The organism is Neptuniibacter sp. 1_MG-2023, assembly GCF_030547185.1.
Classification (GTDB): Bacteria; Pseudomonadota; Gammaproteobacteria; order Pseudomonadales; family Balneatricaceae; genus Neptuniibacter.
In genome coordinates this window covers 43,100-68,403 of record NZ_JAUOQR010000010.1, presented here as the reverse complement: position 1 = coordinate 68,403, position 25,304 = coordinate 43,100, and the positions used below count along the sequence as shown (strand labels likewise).

Sequence of the window (25,304 nt, the reverse complement as noted above, 5' to 3'; positions counted from 1 at the left end):
CCTTACTCAGTCACTACCGCATCTCGATGAGAAGTATGCAGTACAGCGATCATCTTATCTTCTAGCTCAAAACGTTCCTCTAATGCTTCACCGAGTTTAGATAAATTCTCAGAGAACTCTCTGATTGTCTGTACGGTTGGCTCAGATAAAGTCGAAAAATCATCATTGAAGTCTAGGGCAATATCCGTACTTACCTGAATTTTAGGCAAGAGTTCTTGACCCTCTTCTAAACTACCGTCAGCGAAGTCACTGCCTTCAAGTAGTAGCTGTTCATAAACTTCAAAGTGTCCAGATGAGAGGTAATCCATCATTACTTGGCAGAAGGTTTGAACACGTAGATTGAGTTCATCATCGATTGGTTGTTCAGGTAGATGGACAAATAGGCTGATCAATCGCTGCCGTCCCTCTAACCAATTATCAATAATTTCGCTGACACCGCCCCAACGTTCCTTAGCGCTCTTACATTTTTCTAACATTATGCGCTCCTTTGCTGCCTTTAATTTAGGCAGTCATATAAGAATAAGTTTGTAACAATACTTTCGCTCTTTGGTTTAACCATCATATTCCTAAGCTGTTTCAAGGCGCAACAGCCGTTGTCTGAAAAACGCATTTTTATTGAGTCGCTTCATGTTCCAGTGCTATTTTTCTGTACTTGAGTGAAAATATTCTCCAGAGCGGCTGTTGGGCATTACCTGAGCGGGTTATACTCGGAATATTGTTGGATTTTACGGGGCGATAAATGTTTAAACGACTGGCTTTATTAATGGTATTGTTTTTTTCTGTGCAGTTGGCTTGGGCTGAAGGTGATACAGAGAAAACAGTTGAAGATTATGTGAACTATATCGAATTGAAGTCATTCACAACGAACTTGGATGGTGTAGGTAAACCTCGTTTTCTTAAATGCGAAGTAACAATTCAAGTTTCGAGTGAATCGGCACACCATGCGGTTAATGCTCATATGCCGCAAATCAGAAATGATTTGGTCTTTTTGTTAAGTTCTCAAAATGATGAAACAGTTGGGACGATTGAAGCACAAAATATATTGGCTAAAAAAGCGTTGAAAGTCGTACAGGATGTTCTTATTGCAGAAGAAAGCGAGAGCTTTGTGTCTGACCTGTTTTTTACCAGCTTTGTTGTTCAGTAAGCTTATATATTGTTCGTTAGAATAAAAAGATGCAGGCTAAGCCTGCATTTTTTTATTCCAAGATATAGCCCCTTAATTTGACATGTATTCAGCTAAGTAACTATCGAAATCTTGGCTGTCAGCCGCTTCAATCTCACGCTGTTCTTGCAGAGAGTCACCTTGCATATCTCTCAGTTTAACTTCCATGTTCTGATCAATAAGGTCAGATAAGAGCGTTTGTTTATGCAATTTGGCTTGTTGCATAACAAATTCGCTATGACTTAGGTTTTGCTCACGCATTACTTTTAGCACTTGTGCTGAAGGAGTGAGTTCTGGATTGTCTAATTTCTTTTGTTGCTCTTGTACCGATTGGACGTAGTTCGTACTTCCGTAAGCTTCATCCAATAGAGCGGCTGTTTGTTGCATCTCTAGCAATAGTTCACTACCCCATTGGTGTAGAGCGATCTCCTGATCATCTTTGAGAAGAGTTAATCCTGGTTCTCTGCCTCGGCTAACAACGCGCTGGTGGTTTTCACTAATCTGATCGCACTCTTCGGTGCTAATTTCTCTTTCTTCCATTAGAAGGCAGGTTAGCAAGAAGGTGTCTAAGAAATCCGCTTGGCATTGATCTATACCTAGAGGTAAAAATGGATTTATATCGGTATTACGAACTTCGATATATTCCACGCCGCGAGCAATCAATGCGTGTACAGGCTTTTCGCCAGATTGTGTAACACGCTTAGGACGGATATCGCTGTAATATTCATTCTCAATTTGCAGTACGTTAGCGTTTAACTGTTTGTACTGCCCATCGACCTTAACACCTAAGCTTTCATAAGGTTTGTAGGTTGTTCGGATCGCTCGGTTCAGTGAGCTTGCATAAGTATTTAAGTGGTTAAAGCAGATATTAAGGCCCGCTTGTGCTTTGTTGGAATAACCCAAATCACTCATGCGTAAAGAGGTTGCATAAGGCAGATAGAGGGTATCTCCTGATAAGCTCTCTAGTGCGTGTTTTTTCCCTTTTAGGAAAGAGCTACAAAGCGCAGGTGATGCACCAAATAAATAGATTAACAACCAAGAGTAGCGGCGGAAGTTTCTAATAAGGCTAAAATAGGAGGCTGATCTGAACTCTTGCAGGGAGCCACTATCGCCCATGTAGGTTTGGAGTATCGGCCAAAAGTCGGTAGGCATTGAAAAGTTATAGTGAATACCGGCAATGGTTTGCATCATCTTACCGTAGCGGTTTTCTAAACCTACGCGATAGATGTATTTCATCTTCCCAACATTGGAATCGCCATAACGGGCAATTGGAATTATTGATTCATCTAAAAGGTGGCATGGCATACTGGCTGGCCAGATCAGCTCTTCGTCCAAATTTTGGTAGGTGTAGCGATGTAGATCCGCCAAAAATTGTAATGCATCAGATGACTGTTCAAAGACTGGGGTAATAAATTCCAGTAACGACTCAGAATAATCCGTAGTTATATACTCGTGAGTAAGAGCAGACCCAAGGGCTACAGGGTGAGAAGTTTGTGCGAGTTCTTTATCAAGATCTACACGTAAACCTTCTTTCTCTAAACCATGCTGAAGCTGAGTTAATAAATTAACGTGGCCGCTTTCTTTTAACCAGCTGAGCTTCTGCTGTAGTTGGGAATAGGATGTTGTGGAAGACAAACGCTGATCCTTTAAGTCACTCATTGAAGGGGGGCATTATAATTGAGCAAACGCTAAATTGCTGCAATGAAACGAATTGTTCGCAATATTGACCGGATTTAAATGAAATAATTCATTAGAGCAGGTAAAGAAAATACCTGCTCCAATGAAAATTGCTCAGGATACGCTTAATACCTGCATTGAGTTGGTGCCGCCATCTTTCCCTAAGGTTGCGCCACGGGTAAGGATAACAAGGTCGCCGGTTTGGAGGAGATTACGCGCTTTTAGACCTGCAAGGACCTCGGTATTAAGTTTATCTTCACTGATCTGGGTTGCATCAAAGAAGATAGGTTCAACACCTCGATAAAGTGCGGTGCGGCGCATAGTTCTTTCATTGCGAGTCAGCGCAAATATAGGTAGGCCCGAGCGGATACGTGACATCCATAATGGAGTAGACCCTGATTCTGTTAGACAGATTATCGCTTTTACACCGATGAGATGGTTGGCCGTATACATTGCAGACCGTGCGATAGTTTCGTCAAAACGTTCCATTTTCATGGAGATATTTGTCTCCATTGGGCGTGCTATTTGGTGTTTCTCCGCGCCTTGGCATATAGAGGTCATTGATTTAACGACCTCTATAGGGTGTTTACCTGCTGCGGTCTCTGCTGACAGCATGACGGCATCGGTTCCATCAAGAATAGCGTTAGCAACATCGAAAACTTCTGCACGGGTAGGCATTGGGTTTTCGATCATCGACTCCATCATCTGTGTTGCTGTAATGACAAAGCGGTTCAGTTCCCTGGAGCGTTGAATCAGATGTTTTTGTACACCGATAAGTTCCGCATCACCAATTTCTACCCCTAAGTCACCACGCGCAACCATAATCCCATCACAAGCAAGGATAATTTGATCGAGCGCTTCATTGCTGGCAACGGTTTCTGCACGTTCAATTTTAGCAATTATCTCCGCACGGCTTCCTGCTTCATCCAATAATCTACGGGCTTCGTGTAGGTCTTCTGCATTACGAGGGAAAGATACGGCGATGTAGTCCATATCGATTTCGCCAGCAACTTTAATATCTCTGCGGTCTTTTTCTGTTAGGGCGGCCGCAGAAAGGCCTCCGCCTTGACGGTTGATGCCTTTATTATTTGAAAGAGGGCCGCCAATCATAACTTCTGTCAGAATTCGGCTTCCATCAATGCTCAAAACTTTGAGCTGCACGCGGCCATCATCTAGCAGCAGAATATCTCCAGCCGAACTGTCTTCTGGAAGCGCTTTATAATCTATTCCGACTTGCTGTTGGTCGCCATCTTGGTTGCCGAGTTGTGCATCTAATGTGAATTGATCACCTTTCTTAAGAGTAATGCGATCATCTTTGAAACGAGCAATACGAATTTTCGGACCTTGCAAATCACCAAGTATTGCGATGGATAAGCCCAATTTACGTGCAGTTTTTCTAACGTCGCTGGCTCTTTTTCGGTGATCTGCTGCGCTGCCATGGGAGAAATTTAGGCGGACTGTGTTTACTCCATTACGAAGAATCTCTTCCAATACACCAGGCTGGTCAGTGGATGGGCCTAAAGTGGCAACAATTTTTGTACGTTTCAACATGAGAAAAATTTGCTCCGTATTTGAGAAACATTAGACTCTAGTATAGTGCTACTAAGTGTACGAATTAAGTATTTCTCGATACTAAGTATAAAAAGAGCTTTAATAAACGAGCAGATAACCTTACTGGCCATAAATTTATGTCTCATATTTTATCGACAACTTGGCGTCGTTACCGATTACTATTCGTGACCTTTCTGGTTTCTACTTTTGTCGTTGTTGTTGTGCAAACAACGTTAATCAGTCGTACTCAGGGGCTGGATGAACTGCAGCATCGTTCTAGTGCCGATTTAAATCGTTATATCCTGAGCCTTCAGCAAAAACTGGATCGCTATAAAGACTTACCTAAACTTTTATCATCTCATTCTACTTTGACCGATGCGCTTCAGTGGCCGGATAATTTATCGACACAGCGGGCTAATATCTATCTGGAGCAGGTTAATCAATCGATCAATGCTGCAGATGTGTATTTGATGAATAACCTCGGGATGACTATTGCTGCAAGCAATTGGGCGAATGAGCGCTCTTTTGTAGGGAAGAACTATGCGTTTAGGCCCTACTTTAAAGATGCGATGGAAGGAAAGGCTGGGCGTTATTTTGCGTTAGGTTCTGTTTCGAAAAAAAGAGGTTATTACTTCTCTTTTCCCGCTTATAGCCATAACCAAATTATAGGTGTCGTTGTTGTCAAAATTGATTTAAACGAGATTGAGTCCGATTGGACGGATCCTGATTTAGATATCTTAGTGACGGATGAAGATGGGGTGATTTTTATATCAACTCAGACCGACTGGAAGTTTCGAACTCTTAAACCTTTATCTCAACAAGCGATTCAGCGAATAGCCGAAAGTTTAAGGTACGGAGATCATCAATTAACAGCCCTAGATATTATTGAGAAAAAAGAGCGCGAAGAGGGCGGTACACTCGTCACACTGGTGGATGGGGATAGGATCAATAACGAAGCCTTAGACGGGGTTAAAGCGAAAGAATTTCTTCTACAAAGTCGAGACTTAGAAGATAGCGGTCTTACAGTTGTTGTCTTAGCGAGTACCAAATCTGTCAAAGTTAAAATGTTTTATACCGCTTTGACTATAGGGTTTATCTTTATCGCATTAGTTTTGTTGATCATGGTATTACTGACTCGGCAGCGTATTACCCGGGAGCGGGCACGTTTTAAATTACTTGAAACAAAAGCACTCGAGGAGAATGAAGCGAGAGTTAGGGCAATAATTGATAATACCCAAGCAGGTTTGATTACCTTAGATGCTCAAGGGCGGATTGAAAGCATGAACTCTATGGGTGAGAAGCTATTTGGATATGATGAGGTCAATGTTAGATCTGCATATATCAGTAAACTCTTAGCCCAAGAAGATAGGGCGATCTGCTGGCGACATCTGACCGCATCAGATGAGGACCGCCAAGATGAGTTATTCACCGAGGCGCGGGGTTTACGTAAAAACGGTTCGGTCTTTCCAATTGAATTAATTATTGGGCATATGGACTATGGTGCGATTAAACGGTTTATTGTCACGATCCACGATATTACGCAACGTAAGCAGTATGAAGAGGAGCTAAAGCATGCGCGAGAGCTTCTTGAACACCGCGTTGAAGAGCGAACGGCTGATCTAACCGATGCGAATAGAAAGCTGTTGGAAGAGGTTGAAAAGCATCAGAATACACAAGATGAGTTGATTCAGACGGCAAAGCTGGCGGTATTAGGGCAGATGTCAGCAGGTATTAACCATGAGCTTAATCAACCGCTAACGGCTATTCGTACTTATGCTGATAATGCGCAGGCTTTTCTTAAGCTCGGGCGTATGGATACGGCTGAAAAGAATTTGAATGAGATAAGTAAATTAACGGAAAGGATGGCTAAAATTATCCATCCATTGAAAGAGTTCTCACGAAAAACGTCAGGAAATGCTGAACCTGTTTGTCTTAAAAACGTACATGATGGGGCGATGTCGATAATGTATGGCCGCCTTAATAAGGTAAAAGCCCAAGTTAACTGGCCACATGACTTAGATCATAGTTATGTAATGGGTGATACTGTGCGGTTAGAGCAAGTGCTAGTGAACCTGATCAGTAATGCACTTCAGGCGATGGAAAGCGAGCAGGCCCCCGTGGTTGATATCGAACTATATAACGAACCAAAGTGGACGGTTCTACTGGTGAGAGACCATGGACCAGGGGTTCCTGAAGATGATTTAAATCGAGTTTTTGAACCGTTTTATACAACAAAAAAAGCAGGGCAAGGTTTAGGTTTAGGGCTATCAATCTCCTACCGAATTATTGAAAGTATGGGAGGGCAATTATCAGTAGAGAATCATCCCCAAGGTGGTGCTGTCTTTAAGATTTGTTTACCTATAGCTCAAGCACCTGATAATGTTATTTCTTAAAATAGATAGTTGGAATCTTATATGAGTGATCAGAGTCCCCTGCCCATTATTCTTGTTGATGATGAGAAGCATATCCGTTTGGCAGCGGGGCAGGCTTTAGAGCTTGGAGGGTATGACGTTACGACGCTAGAAACAGCCGAGCAAGCGTTGAGTATTATTACATCTGATTGGCCAGGGATTTTAATTACCGATATCAATCTACCCGGTATAGATGGTTTAGATTTGATGAAGCAAGTGGTGGCTTTAGATGCCACGCTGCCCGTTATTTTGATTACTGGGCATGGTGATATATCTATGGCCGTTAGTGCTATGCGCGATGGTGCTTATGACTTTATAGAAAAACCTTTTTCCTCTGAGCTGTTGCTTGATGTGGTGCGTCGAGCTATAGAAAAGCGCCATCTTATTATTGAAAACCGTCGTTTAAAGCAGGAACTCGAAGCGCAAAGTGTACCGGGTCCTCGGATTATTGGTAAAACAGGACCTATCGCCCAAGTACGAAACTTAGTGCATACCATCGCGGATACCCCTGCTGATATTTTGATTTTAGGTGAAACAGGTACAGGGAAAGATCTGCTCGCGCGCTATATCCATGAGCATAGCCATCGGAGTGATAAAAATTTTGTTGCGATTAACTGTGGAGCCGTCCCTGAAAACTTAATTGAGTCTGAGCTTTTTGGGCATGAGAAAGGGGCGTTTACCGATGCCAAGGCTCGACGGATCGGAAAATTTGAATATGCCAATGAAGGTACTCTATTTCTCGATGAGATAGAGAGCATGCCGATGACTTTACAGATTAAGTTATTGCGGGTATTGGAAGATAGGTCGATAGAGCGCTTAGGCGCGAATGAGATTATCCCTCTGGATCTGCGTGTAATCGCGGCCACTAAAGTGGACTTAAAGGAAGCGGCGGAGCGAGGTGAATTTAGAGAGGATCTGTATTATCGCTTAAATGTAGTGCGGGTTGATATTCCAGCCTTACGTGAGCGTAGAGATGATGTTGGCATGTTATTTCAACACTTTGCCTTAATCGCATCTTCTCAATATGGCCGAGAGGTACCTTTATTATCCCCTGAACGGATGCATAGTTTAATGATGCATGATTGGCCCGGTAATGTGCGTGAGTTGCGTAATTTGGCTGAACGCTATGTATTACTGGGGGAGAGCTGTTCATTCGATTTTGAAAATAGGCCGATTACTGATGTTAACGCAAGCAACCATATGACCTTGCCTGATAAAGTAGATCAATTTGAACGTATGTTGATCCAAGCTGAGTTATCTCGTTGTGGAGGGTCTATCAAAGAAACATTAATCAGTTTAGGCCTACCAAGAAAAACACTGTACGACAAAATGAAGAAATATGGCCTAGATAAGAAAGATTTTAAATAGCTCGAATAGGTGAAACTAAGTTGTTTGTACTGACTTAGATTGCTCTTATGAGATCCCATATACTAAAAAGCCCCTATAACATTTAGATTTAGGGGCTTTTTGGTTTGTAGGATTTTTAAAGTTTAAATTTTTGCACCATAGATTCGAGCTGCCCAGCTAAAGTATTCAGTTCATGGGCCACTTGATTTAGTTTTCCTGCACGGGATGAGGTTTGTGCAGCTGTTCGAGCAATCTCTTGGACGCTTGTATCTACGCTAGACGTCATCACTGTTTGCTCTTTTGCTGAAGATGAAACCATATGGTTCATATCGTTGATCCTACGTACCTCGTCAGAGATCTTTGTAAGAGCCACAGAGGTCTCTTGTACTTTTGTGACACCCGCCTCAGCGCTAATATGTGCTTGATCCATGACCGTTACTGCGTCTTTAGCATTTTCTTGCAGTTCTTCGATAATGGTATTGATCTCTTCCGTGGAGGAGCGCGTTTTACTGGCTAAAGTACGCACTTCATCTGCAACTACGGAGAAGCCACGACCTTGCTCACCAGCGCGTGCTGCTTCGATTGCGGCGTTAAGTGCGAGGAGGTTGGTTTGCTCTGCTATTTTTTGAATTACCTCAAGAACAGTGCCGACACTTTGGCTTTGTTGGTCAAGTTTATTGATAACTTCGAGAGCTCGATCAATATTATTTTTTAGCTGCTCGATAGCATTCAGTGCCTGCTCTGTGATGAGGGTGCCTTCTTGGCTTTGTTTTAATGCCATATCAGAAGCTGAAACTGTGTTGCTGGCATTCGTATCTACATTTTGGGTGGATATTTCCATCTGTTCCATTGCAACCGCAACCGCATCGGTTTGTACCTGTTGGCTATGAACTGCGCTATTCGCTAAGTCGGCAATATCATTAATCGAGGTGCTTGATGTACTTAGTTGGTGAACGGTGGAACTTACTTTGCTTAAACTACCGTGGAAATCTTCCAGCATGACATTTAGAGAGTTAGACATCGTGCCTATCTCATCTTTGGAGTTGACCTCGATTCTGAGCTTAAGGTTAGAATCTTTATGGATGGTATTAATAGTGTCACCCATTTTGCGTACAGGGCGGATAACCAGGTGACCCAAAAGTAAACTGATAAGGATGAGCCCGCCAATGAAGAGCACTAGTTCTGTGACGGCAACGCTAATTAGATTGCTACGAATGGTGTTGTCTAAATTTTCAAAAGAATAGGTTACGCGTACTGCACCTAAAACATTACCCTCTTCCGTTTGATGGCAGAGTAAGCAATTGGTCCCTTTGTAATCAGGTAGGGCTTTCATGGGAGTAATAATAGTGAGGCGGTGTCCTTGCGTGTCATTGATCTCCTCAACTATATGTTCGCCATCCATTGCCCTACGATCAAGCTCATCTTCAATTTTTGAATCCGCAGTGCCTGGACCATAGACATGGGCGACTATATCTCCGCGAATAATTCGTGCTTCTAAAACATCGGGGTTGGCTAAAATCTTTTTTTGAAGTGTTTCACGATTCGACATTGCGCCGCTGAGCATCAGTATATTTATACTGTCAAAATAGGAATCTGCTGTATCGCTGGTGTTCTTTTTTACTACTTCTGAAACTAGTCCCGATTCACTTCTATAGATGGCGGTTAGGGAGCTGACTAAGATAATAAGAAAAACAGCCGCTAATGAGAGGTTTACTTTTGTTTGAATTGAAAGGCCATCTAGTTTCACACTCTAGCTCCTGTTTTTCGTAGGTTCAGGGATCATATTAGCTGCATATTTATACTAAGGTGAAGTGATATTTTCGTATACCGCTTATAGCTCAATAAGATAGATGCAGATCAAACAACTATAGGAAAAGGTTTTGCGCCCCCCATTGTTTCACAAAAAGGGTCAGTATCCGCCTTAAAATTTGTTTGAATGTGTGATTATCCGCCACTTTTGGCGTAAGAGTAGCGCTTTCGGTAAACCGTAGATTATCTATTTATATTAGTAACTATGGGTTCTCCAGCTTAGAGATATGCTTTTTTACCTGAGTTGGCCTTCTTTTTGCTGTATTGGGTGTATAGATTCAGACAAGTCTGCGTAAAAAAAAGCGGAATAGCGCTGAATTTAAAAACAAAAACGATAAATAAAAGTCCCATAACAGGAGATTTCACATGCGTTTACTGACTGCTGCAGTCACTACCCTAGCTTTAACTTTTGGAGCACAAGCGGTTTCCGCTGCTCCAGTAGAGATTAAGTTCTCACACGTAGTTGCTGAAAACACACCTAAAGGCCAGATGGCAATTAAGTTTAAAGAACTTATTGATGAGCGTCTTGCTGGTAAGGTTGAAGTAAAAGTATTCCCTAACTCTCAGCTTTTTGGTGATAACAAAGTACTTGAAGCTATGTTGTTAGGTGATGTGCAGATGGCTGCGCCTTCACTATCTAAATTCCAGAAGTACACTAAAACGCTTCAGATTTTTGACCTTCCGTTCCTATTTAAAGATATGGCAGCGGTAGAGAAATTTCAGAACGGTCCAGAAGGCCAGAAATTATTGAACGCTTTGCAGAAGAAGGGCCTTGTCGGTCTTGGTTATCTGCATAATGGTATGAAACAGCTTTCTTCAAGCAACCCGTTACAAGTACCAGGTGATGCGTCAGGTAAAAAGTTCCGCATCATGACATCTGATGTACTTCAGGCGCAGTTTGAAGCGGTTGATGCCGTACCATTGAAAAAACCATTCTCCGAAGTATTCACATTACTTCAGACTAAAGCGATTGATGGCCAAGAAAATACATGGTCTAACATCTACTCGAAAAAATTCTTCGAAGTACAGCCGTACATCACAGAATCGAACCACGGTGTTCTTGATTACTTAGTGGTAACTTCTGCTGAATTTTGGATGGGCTTGGATAGCAATCTGAAAGTTGAAGTTAAGAAAGCGCTAGATGAAGCAATTCTGCATGGTAATACTATTGCTGCTCAGAAAGCGGATTCTGATAAGCAGAAGATTATTGATTCTAAACGCTCTGAAGTGCTAACACTTTCTGACGCTGAACGCGCTCAGTGGGTTGAAGCGATGAAGCCAGTTTGGAAAAAGTTTGAAGATCAGATCGGTGCCGATCTAATCAAAGCTGCCGAAGCGTCTAACAACTAATATAAGTTGGGACTCTCACCGGGTAGGAACCTCGCTCCTTCTACCCGGTATCTATCTCTCCCACATTCAGAGGAGAGCTTCAGACAGACCAATATTATTTATTGGAGTTGTCCTGTGAATGTTGTTTCACCTAACTATTCTAATCGAACGACGTGAGTCGCTACGGGGGCCATTATGGTACGTAATCTCGTAACTAAGCTGGAAGAGGGCTTTTTATCTGCGCTTCTAGTTTCAATGACCTTGCTTGTTTTTGCTGAAGTAATTGCTCGCTTTGGTTTTAATGCAGGCATCCACTGGGCGCAGGAAGTAACGCTTCTTCTTGCGGCTTGGTTTGTCCTTTTTGGTGCCTCTTATGGCGTTAAAGTAGGTGCACACATCGGCGTTGATGTGTTCGTAAAACTATTACCTCAAAATACACACCGTTTTATTACGTTAGTGGCCGTAGCATTATGCTTGGTTTATTGCGGGCTGTTTCTCTACGGTTCTTGGATCTACCTAAGCAAGATGAAAATGATCGGAATTGAGTTGGAGGATCTACCTATACCTAAGTGGATTCCTATGAGTATTCTTGTCATTGGTTTTGTTTTGCTAATTATTCGTTTCTTGCAGTTAGGCTGGAAGGTTGTGACTAATCAAGCGGATGGTTTTCATTTTGCTGATGAAGCGGAAGAGTCTATGGAGATCGCTAAAGAGCTGAAAGAGACAGCGCTTGGTGATGAGCAGCCCCAGAAAGTATCTAAAGAGGGGGATAAATAATGACTATTGCCGTGCTATTTATCATGCTTTTTGGTTGCATGTTGATCGGTATGCCGATCGCTATTGCTCTAGGTTTATCTTCTGTAACAACGATTCTGTTGTTTTCAAATGATTCCCTTGCTTCAATCTCGTTGAAGCTATTTGAAGCGACATCAGAACACTATACATTACTCGCTATACCTTTCTTTATTTTGTCCTCATCCTTCCTATCAACGGGTGGTGTTGCTAAACGATTGATTAACTTTGCAGTTGATACTGTTGGTCATATTCGAGGCGGCTTAGCGATGGCATCGGTTATGGCTTGTATGCTGTTTGCAGCCGTATCAGGTTCATCGCCTGCCACTGTGGCGGCTATAGGTACTATCTGTATCGCAGGCATGGTGCGTTCCGGCTATCCAAAAGCATTTGCTGCGGGCGTTATTGCCAATGCGGGTACTTTAGGTATTTTGATACCGCCTTCGATTGTGATGCTGGTTTATGCTGCAGCTACAGAAGTATCTGCATCGCGCATGTTTATGGCGGGCTTTCTTCCAGGTTTGATGATGGGTCTTATTTTGATGATCGCTATCTATATTGTAGCGAGAGTTAAAGGGTTGCCTTCTCAGCCTTTCCCTGGTTTTAAAGCGCTGGCTAAATCGGGTTTGATTGCTTTAGGCGGCTTAATGCTGATTATCATCGTATTAGGTTCTATATACGGTGGTGTGGCATCGCCAACTGAAGCTGCGGCTGTTGCGGCGGTTTATGGCTATTTTATTGCTGTGATGGGGTACCGAGATATAGGTCCTATGAAAGGCATTCCTTGGCTGAAGTCGGGAGAGAATATCATTGCTGCAGCGGTACGTAACTCTGTGCAGATGATTATTGCCATTCCTAAGTCCATCAGTGATCCAGAAGTGCGTAAAGTGCTGCTGGATGCGTCTAAAGTGTCAATGATGCTGCTATTTATCATTGCCAACGCAATGCTGTTTGCTCATGTACTGACGACAGAACGTATTCCTCATACTATTGCTGAGCAAATTATTGCTTGGGGCTTACCTGCTTGGGGCTTCCTCATCGTAGTCAATATCTTGTTATTGATTGCCGGTAACTTTATGGAGCCTTCAGCAATCTTGTTGATTATGGCGCCTATCTTGTTCCCGATTGCTATGAAGCTGGGTATCGATCCTATCCATTTAGGCATCATTATGGTGGTGAATATGGAGATAGGGATGCTGACCCCGCCGGTGGGGCTCAATCTCTTTGTCACAGCCGGGATAACCGGGGAAAACATGATATGGGTTATCAAGGCGTGCCTACCTTGGTTGTGTTTGCTCTTAGGTTTCTTGATGCTGATTACTTATGTTCCTCAGATATCATTATTCCTGCCAGAATATATCGACCAATTAAATGGTTATTAATTAATCTCGTCCCTGGGAGGTTTCCCTTAAAACTTCCCATTTCTAATCTGTTGATTAGTGCATTTAACCACCGCTTGCGGTGGTTTTTTTTGTTTAGTGCTACTTTGTTATTTAGCACTATTGGGCAGTTCGTGTTGCAACAGGTATAATCCGCCGTTCAAACTATTTACGGCAGAAAAGAGATACTAGGGTGTTAGGTTATTTAGCAGCGCTGTGGGGTATTACCGGCATCAGTTTATTGTTAGGCAGTGCGATTTATCGGTTAAGTTCGATAGGTTGGCAAACCTTTGCATATGAGCTGAATTGGTATCATTGGTTGGCGATGGCCGTTTGTATTGCTTTTATGGGGTTTGCTGAAGGTTATCGTGGATTCCAAAAAGCTTGGGCTCCGCGGGTGGCTGCACGTATTTTATACCTTTCTCAGAACGTCTCTCCCTTGAGAGTGTTCTTAGCACCGTTGTTTTGTATGGGCTTTTTCTCCATTGTGCGTAAAAGAATGATAGTGACCTATTGCTTGACGTTAGGGATTGTCGGGATGGTTCTTCTTGTTCATCAGCTCGAACAGCCTTGGCGAGGGATTATCGATTTAGGCGTTGTTACCGGTTTAGTTTGGGGCGTGACATCGTTATTTCTGTTTACCTTACAAGCTTTTTTTGGGCAGAGTTTTGAGCACTCGCCTGAGATGCCTTAACGGCAAATATGATTCCTGAATCTGATGAGTTTTCCTTAACCTTCAGGGTGTTTTCTGCGCAGCGTTCAGTTTTCCAGTTTTTGCGTCACCGCTTAGTTGATGCTCACGGTGCACAGTTAGCCGATCTGTTTAGTTCTCATCGTATTCTTATTGATAATCAACCGGCTTCTTTAAATCAAGCTTTAGATGCTGGGCAAAAGGTGACAGTTTTCCTGCCAGAGCATCAGGAGGAGGTTGTCGATACTCGCTGGAAACTACTATGGGAAAATACAGAGCTACTTGCTCTTTATAAGCCTCACCTTTTACCTGTAAGTCGTACCACGCGCAACCTTTACCACACACTTATCTCTTTGGTTCGGCGTGAAACAGTCTACGATCAGTGCCAATTACTACATCGCTTGGATACGGAAACAGCGGGGGTGATTCTGCTTGCTAAAGATCGGGCTGCTGATCGAAAGTGGAAGCCTAAACTTAATCAGTTGATGCTAAAAAAAATTTATCATGCGTGGGTAAGTGGTGAACCAAGCTGGGATGTTCATCGGTTTGAGTGTGAGTTATCAGAAAAAGAGGGTAGCTTAATTCGTAGTCAGGTATACGTTGTTGAACCAGATAGTGCTGATTTTTTTAAAAAGCCTAAATACAGTAAGACAATATTTACAGTGCTGCAGCGTAAAGCAGGCTATACGCTGATTGAGTGTGAATTATGTACTGGGCGTAAACATCAAATTAGAGCTCAATTAGCCTACTTAGGTCATCCCATTTTGGGTGATAAAATATATGCTCATCAAGGGCGGTATTATCTTCAGCGATTAACAGAGGGGCTTTCAGCATTGGATTATCAATGTCTAAGCAGTCCCTATCAGCGATTAGAAGCGGTTAAGGTTGTTCTGTCACTACCAGACGAAAAGGTGGAAATTACTACAGATGCCTATTCGCACCTGTAGTTAATTCTCCTGATTTAGCCAAGGAATAGTTTGTAAGCAGTGTTGTCCGTTTCTTCCCAGTAGTTGTAACCAATTTTAGATAGGAATTTACCCACTTGGTCGCGTTCAGCGTTGGGTACTTGCATGCCAACTAAGACGCGTCCGTAAGCTGCGCCATGGTTACGGTAATGGAACATGGATATATTCCATTTACCGCCTAGTTTGCTAAGGAAATTCATCAGTGCTCCAGGACGTTCCGGGAACTCAAATCGATAAATAACCTCGTCATTAAGGCTGTCAGGTGAGTGCCCACCGACCATATAACGAACGTGGAGTTTGGCGATCTCGTTATCTGTTAGATCTTCAACTTCATAAGCTTGCTCACGGAGCTCAGTGAGGAGTTCAGTACGGTCATTGCTGTTGGGTGTTAGCTGCACTCCTGCGAAAACAATCGCATTGCTATCATCGCTATAGCGGTAGTTGAATTCGGTGATATTACGTTTACCTAAGGCTGAACAGAACTTTTTAAAACTTCCTGCTTGCTCAGGGATACGGGCGGCAATAATCGCCTCACGTTTTTCGCCCAGTTCAGAACGTTCTGCAATATGACGTAAACGATCAAAGTTAACATTCGCACCAGAATCTATAGCGATCAGTGTTTTATCTGAACATTGCTCTCGGTTAACATATTTCTTCATACCCGCGACACCTAAGGCGCCTGCCGGCTCGCAGATAGAGCGGGTGTCATCATAGATATCTTTAATCGCTGCGCAAATTTCATCGGTCGATACAGTGATTACTTCATCGACATACTTTTTGGCAACCTCAAAGGTATTTTCACCAATGATGGCAACAGCAACGCCGTCAGCAAAAATGCCCACTTGGTCGAGGGTCACTCGCTTACCTGCATCTAGTGCGGCTTTTAGGCACGCGGAATCTTCTGATTCGACACCGATCACTTTAGTCTCGGGGCGAAGGTACTTAACGTAGGCAGCGATACCTGCGATTAAACCGCCCCCGCCTACAGGAACAAAGATCGCATCTATAGGGCCTGATTCTTGACGCAGAATCTCCATTGCCACGGTGCCTTGGCCCGCGATCACATCAGGGTCATCAAAAGGATGGACGTAGGTCATTCCCTTCTCTTTGACGAGTTTCTGGGCATAGCTGGCCGCATCGTCGTATGCATCTCCGTGCAGAACTACTTTGCCACCTAAGCGACGTACATTATTTACTTTTACGTCGGGTGTGGTTTTTGGCATGACGATGGTTGCTTTAACACCGAGGTATTTAGCTGACATTGCCAAGCCTTGCGCATGATTGCCCGCGGAGGCGGCAACAACACCGCATGCTTTTTGTTTCTCAGAGAGCTGGGCCATTTTGTTGTAAGCGCCACGAATCTTAAATGAGAAAACGGGTTGCTTATCTTCACGCTTAAGTAGAATTCGATTTTCCAGACGTTCAGAGAGCCCTTTGGCTTCATCCAATGGGGTTTCTATAGCTACATCGTAGACGCGGGCTTCTAAAATTTTCTTTATATAACGGTCTGGCATAGGGGTAACTTCATCTGAAAAACCAAATAGGGTAGAAATGGTAAAGGCAAAGCGGTATTGCGTCTACACGATGGAGGCGATGCAGCGTATAATTTACGCAGAAATTAACATTTATTAGCAAATACGGGTGTTTTAACTGCCCGTTAAGCACAGGTGCCAATCATGACGCAGGATGAGATGAAAAAAGCAGTTGCCGATGCTGCTGTAGAATACATCAAACCTAAACTAAGCAAAGAGAGTATTGTTGGTGTAGGTACAGGCTCTACTGCAAATTTCTTTATTGATGCACTCGCTGAAATAAAGCATATGTTTGATGGCGCTGTTGCAAGCTCAGAAGCGACAGCTGAACGCCTAAAAGGACATGGTATTGAGGTGTTTGATCTTAATTCTGTTTCTGAAATGGACGTTTATGTTGATGGTGCGGATGAATTTGACTCCGGTTTAAACCTTGTTAAAGGTGGTGGTGGCGCATTAACTCGCGAGAAGATTGTTGCTGCTGTGGCGAAAGAGTTTGTTTGTATTGTTGATGGTACGAAGAAGGTGGGAGTGCTCGGTGCTTTTCCGTTGCCGGTAGAAGTTATCCCTATGGCGCGTTCTTATGTGGCACGTGAAATCGTGAAATTAGATGGTATGCCTGAGTGGCGGGAAGGTTTTGTTACTGATAACGGTAACTTGATTTTGGATGTCCATGATATGGAAATTATGCATGCCAAAGAACTAGAGACGCAGCTAAATAACATTGTTGGCGTAGTGACCAACGGGTTGTTTGCGAATCGTGGTGCTGATGTCGTCTTGATGGGCACAGAGACGGGTGTAGAGACAATTACTCTATAACTCGCTGGCACTCTTATATAGCTCAAAGCCTCGCATCTGCGGGGCTTTTTGTTATGGATAACTTATTCTGATCGGCTTGCCTTTTTTACTCTATCGGTACAGCGCCAACCACCCATAATCGCAAGTCCTGCAAAAAGAAATAGGGTCATTGCTAGGCTGTTATTTATCAGCATCAGTTTTTCGTGATAGATGCTTGATATGCCTAAGACTAGCCCCGCACTGATAACGCAGGTAATCGCTCCTATGGCAAAAGCAACGTAAGTTGGTTGTTCTTTTTTTACGCACCATTTTGCCAATAGGCCAATGGTCAGCCAGTAACTCAGTAAAATGGCAATAGGGGTTATATTTTCCATGGGGCTCCAAAGTGCTCGGTTCAATCTATAGTTAAGGTCGATAAACCGGTTACAGATGATATTAAGATTTTATTACGGTGAGGTTAAATAGGACTTACTGTTGGCTGCTTTTAAGCAAACTATCCGTCTCTTTTAGTGTTGAGATACTAAGGGCATACAGAGAGCTGTGGAGCTTAGAAGGATATATAAGCGAAGGCGGGAATATTAGGCTGCTTTCTTAAAAGCAGCCTAATGCTTTTTTATCAGTTGCTTATAATGCTTAGAACGTCATTCGGCTAATAGCAATGCTTGCTGGCATAGTAACCCAAGCCATAGCTATTAAGTTAATAATGATCCAAGAGAAGCCAGAGGAGTCGCGGAAATCTTCGTTATGTTCTGCCATGATAGTCACCCCTAATTTAAGATATAACGATGCCAGCCTGTTCTGTGAAGTAAATCAATAGAGATTACTTCAACCCATTTTAAGCCTGAGCCCTTAAGGGCCTCTTTTGGCAGGGTGTAGAGAACGGCTAAAACCGTGTTAATGTGCATAGAACTGTCTTGGTGGTCTGTAGATTCGCCAATTGCGCGGGATTTTAACAGGATTGTTTAAAATTTAATAGGTTATTTATATTGGTGTATTAGCACTTAATAGTGGTGCTATATCATTACTTTTTGTAAGGTCTTTGCGTTAGCTGACAAGATCTGATCTGTTAGTGATTAATATATTGATTTTTTTATAGAACGTTAGGCTCCTATTCATAAAATTCTATTATGATGAATAGACTAGCGTTAGATTAATGAGTGAAAAATAATTATGTTGCGTTTCTTTCTTATCTCCATTGTTACTCTTGCTTTACTGTTTCACAGTGTGCCTTATCTTGTTAGAGATCAGGTTGTTGTTTGGTTGTTAAATAATGGCGCAGAGCAAGCGGAATTAAAGGCAATTAAAGTTAACTGGTTTACCGGTCATATCCTTATTGATGGACTTAAAGCATCAGCGCCAGATAAACCGGCGTTAGTGGTTGATCAGCTCAGCGTTGATTTAGATTACTCGCAATTAAAAGATGAAAAGATAGTATTAACGGCTGTTGAGCTAATGGGTATTAATCTAGGTCTTCGTGAGCAGGGTGAAAGTCTGTGGTTGGGCCCTATTGATCTTAATGGATTAACGCAGAGCGATAGTCCTGCAGAGCCTGAAGAGGAAACCGATGATGAACCATCTAATTGGAGCTTTGGTTTAGCTGAATTGCACTTAAGTGATATTAAGTGGTCTGCTGATATAGCAGGTCAGAAGCATCAGCTGCAATTAAACACGGGTCGTGTTGCTGACTTTTATCTATGGGATCAGAATCAGCTCGTTTCTATTGATCTAGATGGTAAGTTAAACAATGCACCAATAACTCTCTCTTCTAGTTCTTTACCTTTACCTGAAGAGAAGAGCTCAGAGCTTAAAGTTAAATTAGAAAACTTCCCATTGCACAGTGTTACAGGGGTCTTTTTACCGACACTTCGTGCCCATATAGACCTTGATTTAAATATTAAAGCGCAGAGTAATATAGGCAGCCATTTAACTAATGTTGTGCAGAATGGCTCTATACGGGTACGTAACCTCGCCTTTGAGCAAGACGATTTAAAGATCAATGAGCAAAGTTTAACGTGGAGCGGTAGCGTTAATCTGGCGTTACTGAAAAGCGAATTAAAGTCCTTAAATACTAAGGGAAAACTAGCACTTAAAGGGGTAAATTTAACTCAGGCTGGAAGTCAGTTGTCATTAGATGACCTGCAGTTAAATTCAGCGATTAACCTGCAGGGTTTAAAACAACTTAACGTCTCTGATTTAGCCCTTAACCTGAGTAAATTAAAGCTTTCGCAAGCGGATCAGGCTGTAAATATAGATGCTCTAGATCTTACTGCCAGTGCTGAAACAGCAGATATGGATGTTTGGAAAGTGTCTGTACCCAGCTTAAATTTAACGGATGTTGGTTTATCTGCGGCAGATGCTTTGATCTCGATTAAAGGTGTCGCGCTAGCATCGGCATCATTGCAGCATAAACTTGGATCTGAAGCTGAAAACTTACCTGAGTTGCAACTATCTGTACCTAAACTGGATGTAACAGATGTTGACCTATCAGTATCCGGTGACTCGCTTGTTTCAGTAAAAGGGTTAACTCTGGCGTCAGCTTCTTTACAGGGTTTAGATCAGATGACATTAGCTGAACTGAACACTGAACAGTTAAAAGTGGCTGGGGATGGAGGGGTGTTCACTCAGTGGAAGGGTATTCGTGCGAAAAAAATCCAGCTAAACCAATTACAGACCCTTAGTATTAATCAGCTCCTTTTAAATGATAGTCAAACCCGCTTACATTTAACGTCTACGCGTAGCTTGTCGGATCTAGATTGGTTGTTGGCTCATGTCCCATCAAGCAAAGGGGATTCCGAGTCTAAAAGTACAGCAGCGGGTGGCAAACCTTTTCGCGTTAAACTTAATCAAGTATTACTCTCCGGCAACAATCAGGTCAGTGTTGTTGATCAGGGTGTAAAACCCGCTTTTAAAACAAAACTTGATATTAGCAAAATTAATCTGCGGTCTTTAGATACAGGGTCGAAAGGTGAAACGAGTTTTGAGTTAGCAGCCAAAAGCAAGTTTTCTACGATTACTGCAAAAGGGGCGATGGAGCTCTTTAGTGGCAATTACGGTGGTCATTGGGATGCGGTGATTAAAGGGCTTGAGTTACCAGAAGTTAGCCCTTATTCGTTAGAATATACCGGTTATTATTTACAAAGTGGTCAACTAACATTGACCACTAAAGGCTCAATTAAAGATCGGAAGTTAGATGGAGATTCAGATATCCGTCTAAACAAGCTTGAGGTGGAAGCACGTAACAATAAACGTAGCGGAGAGTTCGATAAAAAAGTATCTATGCCTTTAGGCACCGCCATCATGATTCTTCAAGATAATGATAATAATATTGATCTACAAATACCTTTAGATGGCTCTTTGGATGATCCTAAATTTGGTTATCAGACGGTTATTAATAAGCTGGCAGGAAAAGGGCTTAAAAATGCAGCTATGGGTTATCTAACTAAAGCACTTCAACCTTTTGGCGCGTTGATTTCTATTAGCCAGATGGTGATGGATGCTCAAGATAAAGGTTCATTTATTAAGCTGCAGCCTGTCTTTTTCTCCCCTGCGCAAACGACGCTATCATCCGAATCAAAACTTTATATGGCTAAATTGGCTGAGATGATGAATGAGCGTAAAGGGATGCGTATGAATATTTGCGGTTTAGCTGTTATTGCGGATAAGCCTGCAATATGGGAGCAGTTACAGGCTGAGAATAAAGAACGGGATAAGCCTGTAGATGAGGAGATCTTGTTACTTGAGTTAGAACCCGCTTTGCAAGCTTTAGCGCAGGAGCGTAGCGATGCGGTTAAGAGCGAGCTTTCAGGTAAACAGGGGGTTGATATAGAGCGCCTGTTTAGCTGTTACCCTAAAGTTGATCTGCAAACTAAAGAGAAGCCACAAGTAACTTTAGGCTTATAAAGCTTAGAGTAAGCGCCCCACAGTTCAAATAGTTAGGTATTTGAACTGTGGGGCTGTGATAAAAACTAACAGGTTACTGACTTAGCGACTGATCAGAGTGTTGTAACTTTTGGCTAAGCTTTGTTGACGATGACTCAGTTTGCTAATCAGCATAAACAGTGCACAGCTCAATAGAGGCAAACTTATCCACAGGTAAGGATGCAGGACTGGATCAAGTTTTAAGAGTTGTTGATGAATTGGCCATAAGCTGACTTCGGTAATAACCACCGCTAAAAATCCACTAATTAAACCAATTAATCCCATCTCCATACGATCAAGTTGCCTACATTGCTGCTGGCTTGCACCGAGTGTTTGTAAAAGTGCATTTTCATAGCGGCGCTGTTCAAGCTCTTGGGTAAGCGTGACATACAGTAGTATGAGTCCTGCACTTGTCGTCAGTAGCATTAATAAACTTGATAGCATTGATAACCGAGTCAGCAGGTGTTGCAGTTGTTCCAGTATTTGCCGTACATCAATTAGCGTTAAGGTTGGAAAGGTTTCCATTAGCTGTCGGCTAACTGAAGCGTCATCTTTGCCTAAATGAAAGCTGGTTAAATAGCTGGCGGATAGATCTTCTAGCAGCCCTGGAGAGAAGATAAAATAGAAGTTGGGCTGGAATGAATCCCATTGAACTCTACGTATGCTTTGGACTTCAGCCTTACGTTCGATTCCCCCAATATTAAAACCGACAATGTCGCCTAATTTTAGTCCTAACTCCGAGGCGATTTTCTCCTCTATGGAAACAGAGGCTGGTTGAGTATCCTGTGTCTCAGCTGCTTTAGTCTGGGTGTCCCATTGCCCTTTTATTAAGGTGTTGTGGGCGGGCATCGTAGCGGTAGAGGTTAAATTGAGCTCGCGATTAAGTGAGGGGTGATCTTGCTGTTTTTTTGTTAGGGCTTCTGACAGCGGCAGATCATTAATACTGTTTAAACGGCCGCGATAGATAGGCCACAGCGGATTATCAATCTTATTTTGCTGTAACAATACTTGTAGGTCGTCCTTCTCCCACTCCTGAATGTTAATTAAAAAATGATTAGGGGTGTCTTCTGGCAGTTGATCCTGCCAACGACTGAGTAAATCGTTTAAAGCGATAAGGTTAATACTTAGCAGGGAGAATAATAGACAGATCACGGGGATCTGTACTCTATACCAGCGCTGCTGCTGTTGCACACGGCTAAGAAGCAAATTCCCCATAGGATGGTGAGGAGCCAATTTCTTGATAATCTGTTTGCTGATATAAGCACCAAAGCTACCAAGGAGCCCTCCAATTAGGAGCAAGCAAAGAATTAAGCTGATTGTTAATAGAATATTGTTGAGATACCAAGTGGTCGAAATGATCAGTAGGCCAATAGCGATCAGGTAAGGCAGCTTGCTCCCCCAGCTAAGCGAGGCCGTTTGATCTTGAATAAGTTGCAGTGGATTACTTTTTTGTAGCTTAAAGAGGGAGGGCAGACCTAAGCATAGCAAGATGCTTATCCCCAGCAAGGGGCCCGATAAATAGGTAAAAGAGGACGCTGCTGGAACTGGTTGAGGAAGAACACCTTGTAAAAGGGTCAGACCTAGATTTTCTAATAGGAGTGCAAGGGAGACTCCCGCTATAGAGCATAAGGCCCAAGCGAAGATGAACTGTGTGATATACAGCAGCAGTATTTGATGGTCGCTTACGCCTAAGGTTTTTAGTAATGCTGCACGTTTGTATTGACTCTGAGTAAAGCGCCGAAGGCTGAGAAAAATGGTCATTGCCGAGATCAGCAGTGCAAAGAGAGCCCCGAGTCGTAGGTAGGAGGATGCTTTGCTTAGAGCGCTATTCTGCTGACCCTCTTCCGAGGCTATAGAGGTGAGCTTCTCGCCGGTTTTTAGGTGTTGTTCTAAGCTTTGTTCTAGCGCGCTAATCTGCTCAGGTGTACCCGCGAAAAGTTGGCTATATCTTAATCTAGCGCCGGGGCCAAGTAAGCCTGTTTGCTCTAATTGTTGCCGGTTAATGATTAATTGCGGGTTAAAGCTAATAAAACCTCGCCCGCGGTCGGGCGCTGATTTAATAACGGCGCTGATAGTAAAAGCAGTGCTCCCTAAAGTGACTTGATCGCCTAGTTTAAGATTTAGCCGATCTAATGCACTTTGCTCAGCCCAAGCCTCTCCTAGATTGGGTATTTCGCTATCTAGGGGAGGGTCTAGAACGATTGTGCCACGGGGGTAAGTGTTTTGAAGTGCGCGTATAGTGACTAATAAAAAGTTTCCCCCGCTACTGGCCATAGTACCGAGTTGAACGACTTCACTTGACGTTATTCCCATTTCTTCGGCGACAAGCGCTGAGTTATCCGTAAGCTCGCGGCTACTACTAAGAATGAGATCTGCGCCTAATATATCGCTACCTTGGCGCAGTAATGTCCGTTCAATACGTTCGCCTAAAACAGCCATTAGGCTTGCGATAGTAATGGCTAAGACTAATGCGATAATTAGGGAGCGCCATTCGCTGAGTTTAAGACAGCTTATACTTTGTTGGGCGGCTAATTTAATAGGTGTTGTTGCACTCATAGACTTATCTCAGTTAGCTCGCCATTGTGTAATCGTAAAGCCCGTTGGCAACGTTTAGCGAGGGAGGGGTCATGGGTGATTAAAATCAGCGTCGTATTTTGTTCTGTATTTAATGAGAATAGCTGCTGGATAATTTGCTCTCCAGTTTGCTCATCTAAGTTGCCTGTAGGCTCATCTGCAAATAATAGAGTCGGTTGTGTAGCAAAGCTACGGGCAATAGCAACGCGCTGTTGTTCACCCCCGGACAGCTCAGCGGGTTTGTGATGTAGACGAGCCCCTAATTCCACTTTTTCTAACCAACGGGTAGCTTCCTGTTCTGCATTTCTACTGTTGCGTATCTGTAATGGGAGCATGACATTTTGTAATGCAGTTAAATCGGGTAGTAGATGGAAGGCTTGGAAAACAAAACTAATATGTTGGTTACGAAATTCGGCGCGCTCTTTGTCGCTTAAATGTTCTAGATTTGTATCATTGAGCAGTATCGAGCCTGCGCTGGGCTGATCTAATCCCGCTAAGATAGCCAGCAAGGATGATTTCCCTGTACCTGATGGACCAATAATAGCTACCGTTTCTCCTCGCTGAATGTCGAGATTAAGATCTTTAAATAACTCTAAATTCCCTGCTTGAGTCTTAAACTGTTTTGCGAGATGCTGAGCACTGATAACTGTGTCTTTTTTGTGATTCATTAGGTGTCCCTGTGCGAATTCTACTTTCACTACTTTTCATTCTAGGTCATTTTGCTTTGACGTTACCGGCTAGTGCAGGTTCCCTTGTTGTTTTAGGGGATAGTTTATCCTCTGCACACAACATGAAACCAGAACAAGGTTGGGTGCATCTTTTAGAGCAACGTATACAGCGTGAAGGCTATGCATTAGATGTTATTAATGCCAGTGTTAGTGGAGATACTACGCAAAATGGAATAGCGCGTCTCAAATTGCTATTGCAAAAGATTGATGCAGATATTGTTATTATTGAATTGGGCGGTAATGACGGCTTAAGGGGTACACCACCTTTTGCTATTCGTAACAATCTACTGCGGCTGATCGATATGGTTGAAGATGCTGAAGCGGATGTTGTCCTGTTGGGTATTCAACTACCAGCTAATTATGGTGCTGCATATACGGAAGCGTTTAGAGAGATCTATCCTGATATTGCAGACGAGACAGGCGCTGTGTTCGTTCCCTTTTTTATGGAGCAGGTTGCGCTTGTGCCAGAACGTATGCAGGCTGATGGCATTCACCCTAATGCTAAGGGGCAGCCTTACTTGTTAGAGACTGTTTGGCCTCACCTTGAAGCTTTATTGGAAAATATAGATTAGGGCTTTCAGTGTTTAGTTATTCATAGAGCGATGAGCTACGGCAAAAAAAGGCACCTAACTTAGGTGCCTTTT

At 42.9% G+C, this 25,304-nt stretch carries 20 protein-coding genes; 11 read left to right on the top strand and 9 right to left on the bottom strand.

Translation table 11 applies throughout. The features are described 5' to 3' along the window. Positions 1-2 precede the first annotated feature (2 nt). Positions 3-476 carry a sigma D regulator gene (gene rsd / locus Q4492_RS11945; RefSeq protein WP_303418193.1) on the bottom strand — a complete coding sequence of 158 codons (474 nt, stop codon included), beginning with the start codon at positions 474-476 and terminating at the stop codon, positions 3-5. Positions 477-739: 263 nt separating this feature from the next. Here rsd and Q4492_RS11940 point away from each other — a divergent pair, with 263 nt between their 5' ends. Beyond that, positions 740-1,144: a flagellar basal body-associated protein FliL gene (locus tag Q4492_RS11940; RefSeq protein WP_303418191.1), complete on the top strand. Its 405-nt coding sequence runs from the start codon at positions 740-742 to the stop codon at positions 1,142-1,144. Positions 1,145-1,216: 72 nt separating this feature from the next. On the opposite strand, the gene gshA is transcribed toward Q4492_RS11940, so the two are convergent. Together gshA and pyk are read right to left on the bottom strand one after the other, a co-directional pair. Next, positions 1,217-2,821, bottom strand: a complete 1,605-nt coding sequence (gene gshA / locus Q4492_RS11935) for a glutamate--cysteine ligase (RefSeq protein ID WP_303418189.1) — start codon at positions 2,819-2,821, stop codon at positions 1,217-1,219. 132 nt (positions 2,822-2,953) lie between these two features. Further along, entirely contained in the window at positions 2,954-4,390 is a 1,437-nt protein-coding gene (pyk, locus tag Q4492_RS11930) for a pyruvate kinase (protein ID WP_303418187.1), read from the bottom strand. A 137-nt stretch (positions 4,391-4,527) separates the two neighbouring features. Here pyk and Q4492_RS11925 point away from each other — a divergent pair, with 137 nt between their 5' ends. Together Q4492_RS11925 and Q4492_RS11920 are read left to right on the top strand one after the other, a co-directional pair. Beyond that, a complete protein-coding gene (locus Q4492_RS11925) occupies positions 4,528-6,783 on the top strand; it encodes an ATP-binding protein (protein ID WP_303418185.1) in 2,256 nt (751 codons plus the stop codon). 21 nt (positions 6,784-6,804) lie between these two features. Next, positions 6,805-8,169 carry a sigma-54 dependent transcriptional regulator gene (locus Q4492_RS11920; RefSeq protein ID WP_303418183.1) on the top strand — a complete coding sequence of 455 codons (1,365 nt, stop codon included), beginning with the start codon at positions 6,805-6,807 and terminating at the stop codon, positions 8,167-8,169. A gap of 115 nt (positions 8,170-8,284) precedes the next feature. Here the strand turns inward: Q4492_RS11920 and Q4492_RS11915 are convergent, their stop codons facing one another. Then, positions 8,285-9,895, bottom strand: coding sequence for a methyl-accepting chemotaxis protein (locus Q4492_RS11915; protein ID WP_303418181.1), 1,611 nt, complete (start codon positions 9,893-9,895; stop codon positions 8,285-8,287). A 428-nt stretch (positions 9,896-10,323) separates the two neighbouring features. Here Q4492_RS11915 and Q4492_RS11910 point away from each other — a divergent pair, with 428 nt between their 5' ends. From Q4492_RS11910 to Q4492_RS11890, 5 genes are all read left to right on the top strand, one after another. Beyond that, the gene (locus Q4492_RS11910) at positions 10,324-11,307 is read left to right on the top strand and encodes a TRAP transporter substrate-binding protein (RefSeq protein WP_303418179.1); all 984 of its coding nucleotides are present in this window, start codon (positions 10,324-10,326) and stop codon (positions 11,305-11,307) included. Positions 11,308-11,481: 174 nt separating this feature from the next. Then, positions 11,482-12,063, top strand: coding sequence for a TRAP transporter small permease (locus Q4492_RS11905; RefSeq protein WP_303418178.1), 582 nt, complete (start codon positions 11,482-11,484; stop codon positions 12,061-12,063). Further along, positions 12,063-13,460 carry a TRAP transporter large permease gene (locus Q4492_RS11900; RefSeq protein ID WP_303418176.1) on the top strand — a complete coding sequence of 466 codons (1,398 nt, stop codon included), beginning with the start codon at positions 12,063-12,065 and terminating at the stop codon, positions 13,458-13,460. Before Q4492_RS11905 ends, Q4492_RS11900 begins: the two co-directional genes overlap by 1 nt. A 190-nt stretch (positions 13,461-13,650) precedes the next feature. Further along, positions 13,651-14,151: a hypothetical protein gene (locus tag Q4492_RS11895; RefSeq protein WP_303418174.1), complete on the top strand. Its 501-nt coding sequence runs from the start codon at positions 13,651-13,653 to the stop codon at positions 14,149-14,151. 8 nt (positions 14,152-14,159) lie between these two features. Continuing rightward, positions 14,160-15,095, top strand: coding sequence for an RluA family pseudouridine synthase (locus tag Q4492_RS11890; protein ID WP_303418171.1), 936 nt, complete (start codon positions 14,160-14,162; stop codon positions 15,093-15,095). 14 nt (positions 15,096-15,109) lie between these two features. Here Q4492_RS11890 and ilvA read toward each other — a convergent pair whose 3' ends face one another. After that, positions 15,110-16,627 carry a threonine ammonia-lyase, biosynthetic gene (gene ilvA, locus Q4492_RS11885; RefSeq protein ID WP_303418169.1) on the bottom strand — a complete coding sequence of 506 codons (1,518 nt, stop codon included), beginning with the start codon at positions 16,625-16,627 and terminating at the stop codon, positions 15,110-15,112. A gap of 162 nt (positions 16,628-16,789) precedes the next feature. On the opposite strand from ilvA, the gene rpiA reads away from it, so the two are divergent. Then, the gene (gene rpiA, locus Q4492_RS11880) at positions 16,790-17,461 is read left to right on the top strand and encodes a ribose-5-phosphate isomerase RpiA (protein ID WP_067863047.1); all 672 of its coding nucleotides are present in this window, start codon (positions 16,790-16,792) and stop codon (positions 17,459-17,461) included. Between the two features lie 62 nt (positions 17,462-17,523). On the opposite strand, the gene Q4492_RS11875 is transcribed toward rpiA, so the two are convergent. Then, complete coding sequence (locus tag Q4492_RS11875) at positions 17,524-17,814, bottom strand: hypothetical protein (RefSeq protein ID WP_303418167.1); 291 nt, start codon at positions 17,812-17,814, stop codon at positions 17,524-17,526. A gap of 259 nt (positions 17,815-18,073) precedes the next feature. Continuing rightward, positions 18,074-18,196 carry a hypothetical protein gene (locus tag Q4492_RS11870; protein ID WP_303418166.1) on the bottom strand — a complete coding sequence of 41 codons (123 nt, stop codon included), beginning with the start codon at positions 18,194-18,196 and terminating at the stop codon, positions 18,074-18,076. 414 nt (positions 18,197-18,610) lie between these two features. Here Q4492_RS11870 and Q4492_RS11865 point away from each other — a divergent pair, with 414 nt between their 5' ends. Continuing rightward, the gene (locus Q4492_RS11865) at positions 18,611-21,340 is read left to right on the top strand and encodes a DUF748 domain-containing protein (protein WP_303418165.1); all 2,730 of its coding nucleotides are present in this window, start codon (positions 18,611-18,613) and stop codon (positions 21,338-21,340) included. A gap of 81 nt (positions 21,341-21,421) precedes the next feature. On the opposite strand, the gene Q4492_RS11860 is transcribed toward Q4492_RS11865, so the two are convergent. Continuing rightward, a complete protein-coding gene (locus tag Q4492_RS11860) occupies positions 21,422-23,914 on the bottom strand; it encodes an ABC transporter permease (RefSeq protein ID WP_303418164.1) in 2,493 nt (830 codons plus the stop codon). Next, on the bottom strand, positions 23,911-24,600 hold the full coding sequence (locus tag Q4492_RS11855; RefSeq protein ID WP_303418163.1) for an ABC transporter ATP-binding protein: 690 nt from the start codon (positions 24,598-24,600) through the stop codon (positions 23,911-23,913). Before Q4492_RS11855 ends, Q4492_RS11860 begins: the two co-directional genes overlap by 4 nt. Before the next feature lie 11 nt (positions 24,601-24,611). Between Q4492_RS11855 and Q4492_RS11850 the strand changes: the two genes are divergently transcribed. Continuing rightward, positions 24,612-25,232, top strand: coding sequence for an arylesterase (locus Q4492_RS11850; protein ID WP_231867924.1), 621 nt, complete (start codon positions 24,612-24,614; stop codon positions 25,230-25,232). Positions 25,233-25,304: the final 72 nt, after the last annotated feature.

Excerpts from the sequence above, each read along its gene's own strand:
- ilvA (WP_303418169.1), bottom strand. The coding sequence starts at position 16,627 with ATGCCAGACCGTTATATAAAGAAAATTTTAGAAGCCCGCGTCTACGAT.
- Q4492_RS11865 (WP_303418165.1), top strand. The coding sequence starts at position 18,611 with ATGTTGCGTTTCTTTCTTATCTCCATTGTTACTCTTGCTTTACTGTTT.
- Q4492_RS11900 (WP_303418176.1), top strand. The coding sequence starts at position 12,063 with ATGACTATTGCCGTGCTATTTATCATGCTTTTTGGTTGCATGTTGATC.
- Q4492_RS11870 (WP_303418166.1), bottom strand. The coding sequence starts at position 18,196 with ATGGCAGAACATAACGAAGATTTCCGCGACTCCTCTGGCTTCTCTTGG.
- gshA (WP_303418189.1), bottom strand. The coding sequence starts at position 2,821 with ATGAGTGACTTAAAGGATCAGCGTTTGTCTTCCACAACATCCTATTCC.
- Q4492_RS11920 (WP_303418183.1), top strand. The coding sequence starts at position 6,805 with ATGAGTGATCAGAGTCCCCTGCCCATTATTCTTGTTGATGATGAGAAG.
- Q4492_RS11875 (WP_303418167.1), bottom strand. The coding sequence starts at position 17,814 with ATGGAAAATATAACCCCTATTGCCATTTTACTGAGTTACTGGCTGACC.
- Q4492_RS11940 (WP_303418191.1), top strand. The coding sequence starts at position 740 with ATGTTTAAACGACTGGCTTTATTAATGGTATTGTTTTTTTCTGTGCAG.
- Q4492_RS11905 (WP_303418178.1), top strand. The coding sequence starts at position 11,482 with ATGGTACGTAATCTCGTAACTAAGCTGGAAGAGGGCTTTTTATCTGCG.
- rpiA (WP_067863047.1), top strand. The coding sequence starts at position 16,790 with ATGACGCAGGATGAGATGAAAAAAGCAGTTGCCGATGCTGCTGTAGAA.
- Q4492_RS11855 (WP_303418163.1), bottom strand. The coding sequence starts at position 24,600 with ATGAATCACAAAAAAGACACAGTTATCAGTGCTCAGCATCTCGCAAAA.
- Q4492_RS11910 (WP_303418179.1), top strand. The coding sequence starts at position 10,324 with ATGCGTTTACTGACTGCTGCAGTCACTACCCTAGCTTTAACTTTTGGA.
- Q4492_RS11925 (WP_303418185.1), top strand. The coding sequence starts at position 4,528 with ATGTCTCATATTTTATCGACAACTTGGCGTCGTTACCGATTACTATTC.
- rsd (WP_303418193.1), bottom strand. The coding sequence starts at position 476 with ATGTTAGAAAAATGTAAGAGCGCTAAGGAACGTTGGGGCGGTGTCAGC.
- Q4492_RS11890 (WP_303418171.1), top strand. The coding sequence starts at position 14,160 with ATGATTCCTGAATCTGATGAGTTTTCCTTAACCTTCAGGGTGTTTTCT.
- Q4492_RS11860 (WP_303418164.1), bottom strand. The coding sequence starts at position 23,914 with ATGAGTGCAACAACACCTATTAAATTAGCCGCCCAACAAAGTATAAGC.
- pyk (WP_303418187.1), bottom strand. The coding sequence starts at position 4,390 with ATGTTGAAACGTACAAAAATTGTTGCCACTTTAGGCCCATCCACTGAC.